The organism is Halomonas sp. 3A7M, assembly GCF_014897875.1.
GTDB lineage: Bacteria > Pseudomonadota > Gammaproteobacteria > Pseudomonadales > Halomonadaceae > Vreelandella.
Window position 1 is genome coordinate 1 of sequence record NZ_JABUZD010000010.1, and the last position, 953, is coordinate 953.

Annotated in this window: 1 protein-coding gene; it reads right to left on the minus strand. The window is 53.3% G+C overall.

The window, feature by feature from the left end:
* A partial coding sequence (locus tag INT19_RS00555; protein WP_193059305.1) for a transposase occupies positions 1 to 953 on the minus strand: 953 nt, incomplete at both ends.

The following is a 953-nucleotide window of genomic DNA, read 5'->3' on the forward strand; positions in this document are numbered from 1 at the left end:
TGGCCTTGCACCTTTTGCTTACCCCGAAGGCTGAAGCGGTTCAGTCTTTTCGTTGTGCCAATGTTGCCGAAGACGGGCTCCACGACTGACATACGATGGCTGTAAATTTCTTTGCCCTTGGGGCTATCGACTCGGTGCTTCATCCAGTCAGTATAATTGGGTAAGCGTTTGTTCTCGATAACAAAAGACACTTGTCGCCCTGCACCGTTGCGATGGTCGGCCGAGCTCGGATTTTGCATGCATCGGTATTTCTTTGAGCAGTGTCGACATTGCAGCAAGCGCCCTTCAAAGTGTACCCGAGTCTTACCAGTGTCCGTTGCTCGTTGCCCGCGAAAGGACAGTTTTTCACCGGTTGGGCAGATACACGTTAGCGCTACTGGATCAAACTGGAACGCACTAGCTGGCGTCGTCTCCCGCCAGCCTTTGTCCGGCAGGTTCTGGTGGCGCTTGCCGTATTTGTCTTTCTGGTCGGCGAACTTCGGGTCTCGGCTGCGGAACTGATTATCGGGGATGTAGCCGTTGATCCGCTGTTCGTGCAGATACTTCATGTTAGCCTCATTGGCAAAGCCGGTATCTGCGGTGACGACGGTGCCTTTCTGATAGATATTCTCCGCAATCCCCAGTTTCTTAAAACGGGCTTCGACCATTTCCAGTACGGGCTGCAAGGTGTGATGCTCCTGACCTTCGCCAAAGGCCTGAGCGTCAATGATGATCTGGTGCTTTTTATCCACCGTGGCGACGCCGTTATAGCCCTGGATCGTGCCCTTACTGGTCGTCATTTTGGCACTTTCGTTATCGGTCAGATTGCTCTTCACTTCCTTGACTCGCTTCCCCCGGCCCATCCTTGGGCTGTGCGTCTTTAGGAAACGATCCACTTTGTTCATAGCGGCATCTAGCGAGAGAATCGTTTTGGCCCGTCGGATATCCCGATCCAGATCGGCTTCCGTTTCAGC